Annotated in this window: 7 protein-coding genes; all 7 read right to left on the bottom strand. The window is 61.8% G+C overall.

What is annotated here, in order from left to right; genetic code table 11:
- Window positions 1–159: 159 nt before the first annotated feature.
- Genes BK667_RS05735 through BK667_RS05705 form a run of 7 tightly spaced genes read right to left on the bottom strand, consistent with a single transcriptional unit; the run spans window position 160 to window position 8605 of the window.
- Complete coding sequence (locus BK667_RS05735; protein ID WP_054616027.1) at window positions 160–1161, bottom strand: response regulator; 1002 nt, start codon at window positions 1159–1161, stop codon at window positions 160–162.
- A 48-nt stretch (window positions 1162–1209) separates the two neighbouring features.
- Window positions 1210–2220 carry a chemotaxis response regulator protein-glutamate methylesterase gene (locus tag BK667_RS05730; protein ID WP_123507969.1) on the bottom strand — a complete coding sequence of 337 codons (1011 nt, stop codon included), beginning with the start codon at window positions 2218–2220 and terminating at the stop codon, window positions 1210–1212.
- Window positions 2217–4508: a hybrid sensor histidine kinase/response regulator gene (locus BK667_RS05725; protein WP_123597034.1), complete on the bottom strand. Its 2292-nt coding sequence runs from the start codon at window positions 4506–4508 to the stop codon at window positions 2217–2219. Before BK667_RS05725 ends, BK667_RS05730 begins: the two co-directional genes overlap by 4 nt.
- Window positions 4505–5188 carry a chemotaxis protein CheW gene (locus tag BK667_RS05720; protein WP_123597033.1) on the bottom strand — a complete coding sequence of 228 codons (684 nt, stop codon included), beginning with the start codon at window positions 5186–5188 and terminating at the stop codon, window positions 4505–4507. The genes BK667_RS05725 and BK667_RS05720 overlap by 4 nt, the downstream gene beginning before the upstream one ends.
- Window positions 5185–6456 (bottom strand): CheR family methyltransferase, encoded by a 1272-nt coding sequence (locus BK667_RS05715; RefSeq protein WP_123597032.1) that lies wholly within the window; start codon window positions 6454–6456, stop codon window positions 5185–5187. Before BK667_RS05715 ends, BK667_RS05720 begins: the two co-directional genes overlap by 4 nt.
- Window positions 6453–6983: a chemotaxis protein CheW gene (locus BK667_RS05710; RefSeq protein ID WP_123597031.1), complete on the bottom strand. Its 531-nt coding sequence runs from the start codon at window positions 6981–6983 to the stop codon at window positions 6453–6455. The genes BK667_RS05715 and BK667_RS05710 overlap by 4 nt, the downstream gene beginning before the upstream one ends.
- Window positions 6983–8605 (bottom strand): methyl-accepting chemotaxis protein, encoded by a 1623-nt coding sequence (locus BK667_RS05705; protein ID WP_123507959.1) that lies wholly within the window; start codon window positions 8603–8605, stop codon window positions 6983–6985. Before BK667_RS05705 ends, BK667_RS05710 begins: the two co-directional genes overlap by 1 nt.
- Window positions 8606–8947 lie beyond the last annotated feature (342 nt).

Here is an 8947-nt window from a genome sequence, read left to right as displayed (position 1 = left end):
AAAGGGAGCCGATCTATATTGCTTTCAAGGCCTGAGTTCAACTCGGTAATTCAAGTCGATGTAGCTCCAAGGACACCTCGGTCAGTCCCCTCGCCCCCTTGGGGAGAGGGTTAGGGAGAGGGGTGGTTCCAACCTCCACCACAAAACCTGAGCCAATCCTTACTCAATCCCCACCTGATTGCGCCCGTTATTCTTCGCCAGATACAGCCCCTTATCCGCCGCCGAGATCAATTGCCGGCAATCGCTGCCCGCCTGCGGGGTGATGGTGGACAGGCCAATACTGATCGTCAAATTCGAACCTTCAGCCGGAAATACATGGGGAATTTTCAACGCTGCCACGGTCTGACGCAGTTTCTCCGCCACCAACCGAGCGCCGCCCGGCGAGGTGTTGGGCAGCACCAGGGCAAACTCTTCGCCGCCGTAACGCGCCGGCAGGTCCGAAGGCCGGGCGCTGGCATCACGAATCGCCGTGGCGACCTTGCGCAGGGCTTCATCGCCTTCCAGGTGGCCGAAACTGTCGTTGTATGACTTGAAGTAGTCCACGTCGATCATCAGCAATGACAGTTGAGTCTGGTCCCGCAGTGAACGTCGCCACTCCAGTTCCAGGTATTCGTCGAAGTGCCGGCGGTTCGACAGGCCGGTCAGGCCGTCGGAGTTCATCAGGCGTTGCAAGACGAGGTTGGTGTCGAGCAACTGCTGCTGGCTGACCCGCAATGCACGATAAGCCGCGTCACGCTGCAACAAGGTCATGTAAGAGCGCGAGTGATAGCGGATGCGCGCCACCAGTTCGATGTTATCCGGCAGTTTCACCAGGTAATCGTTGGCCCCGGCCGCGAACGCCGCGCTTTTGATCAGCGGATCTTCCTTGGTCGACAGGACGATGATCGGGATGTCCTTGGTGGCCGGGTGGTTGCGGTACTCGCGCACCAGGCTCAAACCGTCGAGACCGGGCATCACCAGGTCTTGCAGGATCACCGTTGGCTTGATCCGAATCGCCTGGGCAATGGCCTGGTGCGGGTCGGCGCAGAAGTGGAAGTCGATGTTCTCTTGATTCGCCAGACCGCGCCGAACCGCCTCGCCGATCATCGCCTGATCGTCCACCAACAACACCATGGCGGCGTTTTCGTCGGTCTTGAAGTCGTCGAGCTGTAAGTCATTCATGTGCCGTCACCTGAGTACTACTTGGGCCAGGATTGCTGTGAAAAGCCTTCATTTAGGGAATATCTCCAGCAATCGTGGCGCTATCTTGTCCAGTGGGCGAATTTCCACGGCAGCGTCGATGGCCGCAGCCGCTTTCGGCATGCCGTACACCGCACTGCTGTTCTGGTCCTGAGCGATGGTCAGGTAACCCTGTTGGCGCATGAGTTTAAGCCCCTGCGCCCCGTCGCGCCCCATGCCCGTCAGCAAAACGCCGACGGCGTCGCCGTTCCAGTAACTGGCCACACTCTCGAAAAACACATCGATGGAGGGCCGGTAAATCTCGTTGACCGGTTCGGCGGTGTACGCCAGCGTCCCGTTCTTCAACAAGCGAATATGATGATTGGTGCCTGCCAGCAACACCGTGCCAGCCTGGGGCGGTTCGCCTTCCTGGGCCAGCCGCACGTTAAGGCCGCTGGCGCTACTGAGCCATTCGGCCATGCCGGCGGCGAACACCTGATCCACGTGCTGCACCAGCACGATGGCCGCGGAAAAATCCCGTGGCAGGCCCTTGAGCAAGACTTCCAGCGCTGCTGGCCCGCCTGCTGACGAGCCGATGGCCACCAGTTTTTGCCGGGAACCCGAGCTGCGCAGCGGACTCGGCGCCGAGCGCACGCGATTGCCCTTGTCGCCGATCAGCCAGCCGATGTTCAGGATTTTGCGCAGTAACGGCGCCGCTGCCTCCTGAGCGTTGCCGGCACCAATCGCCGGCGTATCGACCACATCCAGCGCACCGTGGCCCATGGCTTCGAACACCCGGTGCACGTTCTGCTGGCGGTCGACGGTAACGATCACGATGGCGCACGGCGTTTCGGCCATGATCCGCCGGGTCGCCTCCACGCCATCCATCACCGGCATGATCAAGTCCATCAGGATCAGATCCGGGGTGTGCTCGGCGCAACGTTGCACCGCCTCGGCGCCATTGCTGGCGACCCAGATCACCTGATGCGCCGGTTCGAATGCCACGGCGCGGCGCAGGGCCTCTACCGCCATGGGCATGTCGTTGACGATTGCGATTTTCATGCCCGCGCTCCCCCGATGAGCTCAACCACTGCATCGAGCAGGGCGTCGTCATGAAAACTGGCTTTGGCTAGATAATAGTCGGCTCCGGCGTCCAGTCCACGACGACGGTCTTCTTCTCGATCTTTATAGGACACCACCATAACCGGAAGCGATTGCAGGCGATTGTCCCGGCGCAATAAAGACACCAGTTCGATGCCGTCCATGCGCGGCATATCGATGTCGGTGATCAGCAGATCGAAATCCTCCGAACGCAGGGCGTTCCAGCCATCCATACCGTCCACGGCCACCGCGACGTCGTAGCCGCGATTGAGCAGCAATTTGCGCTGCAACTCGCGCACGGTCAGGGAATCGTCCACCACCAGTATCCGCTTGCGCGCCGCTTCCGGGGCTTGATTGCTGTGGCGGGCAATGCGCTCCAGACGCCCGGTGTTGAGCAGTTTGTCCACTGAACGCAGCATGTCTTCGACGTCGACGATCAACACCACCGAACCGTCGTCGAGCAGTGCCCCGGCGGAAATGTCCTGAATCTTGCCCAGGCGCTCATCCAGCGGCAATACGACCAAGGTCCGCTCGCCAATAAAGCGTTCAACGGCCACGCCGTAGATCGCATCGCGCTCGCGAATCACCACGACCTTGAGGGTTTGCTGGCTGTTCTGGCTCGCCGGGCGCTGCAACAATTGACTGGCTGCCACCAACCCGACATGCCGGCCTTCGTACCAGAAGTGTTGGCGACCCTCGAGCTGAACGATGTCTAGCGGCTCCAGGTCGCACATACGCTCGATGTGCGCCAACGGAAAGGCGTAAGCCTCGTCGCCGACTTCCACCACCAGACTGCGCACCACCGACAAGGTCAGCGGCACTTCCAAATGGAAGCGACTGCCCTCGCCCGCCGTCTGCTCCAGCACCACCGCGCCGCGCAACTGGCGGACCATGTGCTGAACCGCGTCGAGGCCGACGCCGCGCCCGGAGACCTCGGTGACCTTGTCCCGCAGGCTGAAACCCGGCAGGAACAGAAAGGTCAGCAACTCTTCTTCGCTCAACTGCGCGGCGGTTTCTGCTGGAGACAATTGCCGTTCGATGATGCTGCGGCGGACCTTTTCCAGATCGACGCCATTGCCGTCGTCGCTCAGTTCCAGCACCAGCAGACCGGCCTGGTGGGACGCGCGCAAACGGATCAGACCTTCCGGTGGTTTGCCGGCCAATAGCCGTTGTTCCGGGGTTTCGATGCCATGGTCCACGGCGTTGCGCAGCAGATGCGTCAACGGTGCTTCGAGTTTTTCGAGCACGTCGCGATCGACCTGGGTCTTCTCGCCCTCGATCTCCAGGCGCACCTGTTTGCCCAGGTCACGACCGAGGTCGCGAACCATGCGCACCTGCCCGGTCAGCACGTCGGCAAACGGACGCATGCGACAGGCCAGTGCCGTGTCGTACAACACCTGCGCACGCTGACCGGCGTGCCAGGCGAATTCATCCAGTTCGGCGTTCTTTTCCACCAGCAATTGCTGGGACTCGGCCAACAACCGGCGGGCATCGTCCAGCGCTTCCTGGGCTTCCAGGCTCAACGCCAGATCCTTGAGATGGACGTTAAGGTTTTCCAGCGCGCGCAGGCCATTGCTTTGCGTGCGCTTGAGCCGTTGCATGGTGGCCAGGTGCGGTTTGAGCCGCAGGGTTTCCACCAGGGATTTGCTCGACAGGTCGAGCAGGCTGTTCAGCCGTTCGGCGGTGACCCGCAGCACCCGCTCACCGTTTTCGGTGGTGCGTTTGGTCTTGCGCGGCGGCTCGGCGGGGGCAATCGGCAGCGATTCGATGACCGGAATCGGCACTTCGACCACGGGTGACTGTAATTGCTGTTCGTCCATGAACGGCGCAATCGGCGTGCTGATCGGCGGCGCAAGCGCCATCGGATCGAGCAAATGCCCCATCAGCGCGACGAAGGCGTCGATTTCCACTGCTGAAGGTGCGTTGTTCGGTGTGGCGATGCGCATCAGCAAATCGGTGCCTTGCAGCAAGGCGTCGATGTGCTCCGGGCGCAGATACAGCCGCCCTTCCTGGGCACTGACCAGGCAATCCTCCATCACATGGGCCACGCTGACCCCGGCATCCACGCCAACAATCCGCGCCGCGCCCTTGAGCGAGTGGGCCGCGCGCATGCACGATTCCAAGTGATCGGCCTGGGTCGGATCACGCTCAAGGGCCAGCAAACCGGCGCTCAGCACCTGGGTCTGGGCCTCGGCTTCCAGGCTGAACAGTTCCAGCAAAGAGGCGTCGCGCATTTGCTCGGGGGTCATGTGAGGCTCCGGGTCACGGCGGACAGCAACTGTTCTTCATCCAGCCAACGCAGGCTGCGACCTTTGAATTGCAACACGCCACGGGTGTACTTGGCGCTGGCCTGGGCGCCGGACTGCGACGCCGCCTCGAGGATGCGCTCGTCGATGGCGTGAATGCCGTCGACTTCGTCCACCGGCACCACCACCGGCCCGCCCCGGGCGGCGATGATCAGCATGCGCGGCATGACTCGCGCACTCGCAGACACGTTGTTCGTGGCGTCGAGCCCCAGCAACTCCACCAGCGACAGACACGCCACCAACGCGCCACGCACATTCGCCACGCCGAGCAAGGCCCGGGAGCGCTGGTGCGGCAAGGAGTGAATGGTTTGCAGCGGCGCCACTTCCACCAGACTGCGAGTGGCCAGGCCCAGCCATTCTTCGCCGAGGCGAAACATCAGCAGCGAGCGGGTTTTCACCTCGGTTTCGACCACCGTCGCCACTTGTTCGCGATCTTCCTGCTGCAAGGCATAGCGATCGAGCAAACGGGTGGCGGCCGCCGAATACACCGCGCAATTGCGGCAATGAATGTGTTCGCTCAGCAGCGGGCAGGACTTGTCGCCATGGATACCAATGCGGTTCCAGCAGTCGTCGATGGCCTGGGCATCTTCATGGGTGACGCTCAAGGTGTCGGAGACGGTCATCGTTTACGCTCACTGTCGGCGGCGCGTTCGCTGCGGGCGGCGCGGTCCTGCAATCGTTTGGCGCCCGCCGTGTCACCCTGGGATTGCAGCAAAGCCGCCAGGTGCATCAACGCGTCGGGGTGTTGCGGTTCGAGGTACAACGCCTTGCGATAAAAACCCTGGGCTTCCAACACGCGACCGGCGACATCGCTGAGCAGCCCCAGCCAATAAAACACCTGGGCCACCGGTTCGTGACTGCGCAGGTAACTTTCGCACGCGGCGCGGGCTTCGGCACTTTTGCCTTCGTTGGCCAGTGCGGCAATGTTCGCCAGCAGCGAGGCGGCGTCGGGGCTGGCGGTTTTCACCGTATTCGGTAAGGGCACCACGGCTGCGAATGGGCGACTGCGTACCGGCGGCGGGGTCACGCTGCGCACCGGTTGACGCACCGGCAGCGGGGTCGGCACGAATGTCGGCAGAGGCTCGGGTTCCGGCGCACTTTGGCGGCTGAAGGCAAACGACTGCGGGATGCCGATCGAACGCATGCCGAAACGCCCGAGCAAACTGCCTTCGGCCGGGCCGATAAACAGCACACCGTCGACGTGGGTCAGGCGCTTGAGCACTTCGAACACTTGTTGCTGGGTCGGCTGGTCGAAATAGATCAGCAGGTTGCGGCAGAACACAAAGTCATAGGGCGGCTCGTTGGCCAGCAGGGCCGGATCCAGCAGATTGCCGACCTGTAAGCGCACCTGTTCCAGCACGCGCTCACTGAGTCGAAAACCCTCCTCTTCGGCACTGAAATGCCGCTCGCGAAAGGCGATGTCCTGCCCGCGAAACGAGTTCTTGCCGTACAACGCGCGTTTGGCTTTTTCCACTGACAGCGGGCTGACGTCCATGCCTTCGACTTTGAACTGATGGGGTTTGAGCCCCGCGTCCAACAGTGCCATGGCGATGGAGTACGGCTCTTCGCCGGTGGAACACGGCAGGCTGAGAATCCGCAGGGCGCGCATGTTGTTGATATCAGCCAGACGCCTGACCGCCAGTTTCGCCAGCGTCGCGAAGGATTCCGGGTATCGGAAAAACCAGGTTTCCGGGACGATCACCGCTTCGATCAGCGCCTGCTGCTCCTCCCGCGAGCCTTGCAAGGTGTGCCAATACTCATCGGCGGTCAGCGCCAGGGAAGCCGTGGTGCGCTGGCGTACCGCACGCTCGATCATTGCCGGGCCCACAGACTCGACGTCGAGGCCGATGCGATCCTTGAGGAAATCGAAAAACCGCTGGTCGCTGCTCATGACGATTCCTTAAGCAGATCCAGGGGCTGCGCCGGGAACAACAGCGCACGCACCTGCTCATCGAGCAGGTCCGCGACGCGCACCCATTGCAGTAAACCCTGGGCATCCTTGCGCACCGGACCGAGGTACGGCGCCTGGCGATTGTCCAGGCCATAGGGCTGAAAATCCGCCGGGTTGCAGCGCACGGTGTCGGTGGCCTGTTCCAGAATCAGCCCGAGCAACTGCGCCGGCGTGGCCTCGTCCGGGCGATAGTGCACCAGCACCAGACGCGTGCTGGTGCGGGCCTGGGCCGGTTGGCCGAAGGTCAGCGCACTGAGGTCGATCACCGGCACTACCGCGCCGCGATAGGCGAACACCCCGGCCACCCAATCCGGCGCCCGGGCAATCGGCTTCAACGGCAGGCGCGGCAGCACCTCAGCCACTTCGATGGCTTGCAATGCGTAACGCTCGTTACCGACACGAAACACCAGAAACAGCGCAAGCCTGGCCGGTGTCACGGCGCTGCGTTTAGCCGTGAGTTCGCTCATCAGACTTTGAATCGCGAGACGCCGCCGCGCAGCCCGACGGCCACCTGGCTCAGTTCGTCGATGGCGAAACTGGCCTGACGCAACGACTCGACGGTCTGGCTGCTGGCATCGCCCAACTGCACCAGCGCGTGGTTGATCTGTTCAGCGCCGGTGGCCTGGGCCTGCATGCCTTCGTTGACCATCAACACCCGCGGCGCCAGCGCCTGGACCTGATGGATGATCTGCGACAACTGCTCGCCAACCTGCTGCACCTCGGACATGCCGCGACGCACTTCTTCGGAGAATTTGTCCATGCCCATGACCCCGGCCGATACCGCCGACTGGATCTCACGGACCATTTGCTCGATGTCGTAAGTGGCCACGGCGGTCTGGTCCGCCAGACGCCGCACTTCAGTGGCGACGACGGCGAAGCCACGACCGTATTCACCGGCCTTCTCGGCTTCGATGGCGGCGTTCAGCGATAACAGGTTGGTCTGGTCGGCGACCTTGACGATGGTCACCACCACCTGATTGATGTTGCCGGCCTTCTCGTTGAGGATCGCCAGTTTGGCGTTGACCAGATCCGCCGCGCCCATCACCGAATGCATGGTGTCTTCCATGCGCGCCAAACCTTGCTGCCCGGAGCCGGCCAGCACTGAAGCCTGATCGGCGGCGGTGGAGACTTCGGTCATGGTGCGCACCAAGTCACGGGAGGTGGCCGCGATTTCACGGGACGTCGCGCCGATTTCGGTGGTGGTGGCGGCGGTTTCGGTAGCGGTGGCTTGTTGTTGCTTGGAGGTGGCGGCGATTTCCGTCACCGACGTGGTGACCTGCACCGAAGAGCGCTGGGCCTGGGACACCAGGGCGGTCAGCTCGGTCATCATGTCGTTGAAGCCGGTTTCCACGGCGTTGAATTCGTCTTTTCGCTCGAGATTCAAACGACTGCTGAGGTCGCCGGTGCGCATGATTTCGAGGATCTGCACGATGCGATTCATCGGCGCCATGATCGCCCGCATCAGCAACAGGCCACAGAGGCCGGCGGCCAATACCGCGATCAGCAGGGAAACGCCCATGATGACCTTCGCGGTGACCACGGCATCATCGATATTCGCCATGTCCTGATCGGCGACGGCTTTGTTTTCGCGCAGGATGTCATTGAGCTTCACGCGCCCGGCGGTCCACGCCGGGGTCAGTTGTTCGTTGAACAACTTGATGGCCTCGGTTTCCTGATTGCGCTTATGCAAGTCGAGCACAGCCGCGAGGATCGTGCCGTATTGCTCATGGAGTTTTTCGAAGGCGGCGAATTCGACCTTGTCTTCTTGCGTGGTGACTGTGCTGCGATAGCTGTTCATCGCATCTTGCACGCGAGCTTCGAAGCTCTTGAAGTCTGCGGCGTCTTCGGCACTGATGCCCTGCCCTTCCTTCAAGCCCAGCATTTCCTGAGTCTGGAGAAAACTATCGACCCAGGCGCCCCGAATGGTCGAACTGTAATAAACCCCGGGCAATGCGTCGTCACGCACGCTTTCTTCACTGGCTTCAATCTTCAGCAGCCGGGAATACGAGACGACCACCATCAACAACATGATGGCAATAATGACCGCAAAGCTCGCCAAGATGCGTTGGCGCAACGTCCAGTTCTTCACAGTATGTCCTCGGGGCCATTTTCAAATGCTGCGGAGTATAGCTGAGGGCGCTGTTTCATTTATAAGACGGATGCGCGTCGCCCTCCGCCCCGTGGGTAAATAGCCGGGACGGGCTCTGGAATGGGACTTTCCGCTAGATGGGGGGGAAGGTTGCCAGTGGTGATTTGGCAGAAAGGGGCCGTGGATTGGCCATTGGATAATGGGGGGGCAGCTGAAAATGCTTTCGCGAGCAGGCTCGCTCCCACAGTTTTGATCGTGGTGAATACGAATCTTGTGTTCGCTGGAAATCCAGTGTGGGAGCGAGCCTGCTCGCGAATGCGGTCGGTCAGGTGACTATGGATT

The sequence above is a fragment of the Pseudomonas frederiksbergensis genome, assembly GCF_003732705.1.
Lineage (GTDB): Bacteria > Pseudomonadota > Gammaproteobacteria > Pseudomonadales > Pseudomonadaceae > Aquipseudomonas > Aquipseudomonas frederiksbergensis_F.
Note: the sequence above shows the minus strand (reverse complement) of the source record. Positions and strands in the feature narration are given on the sequence as shown.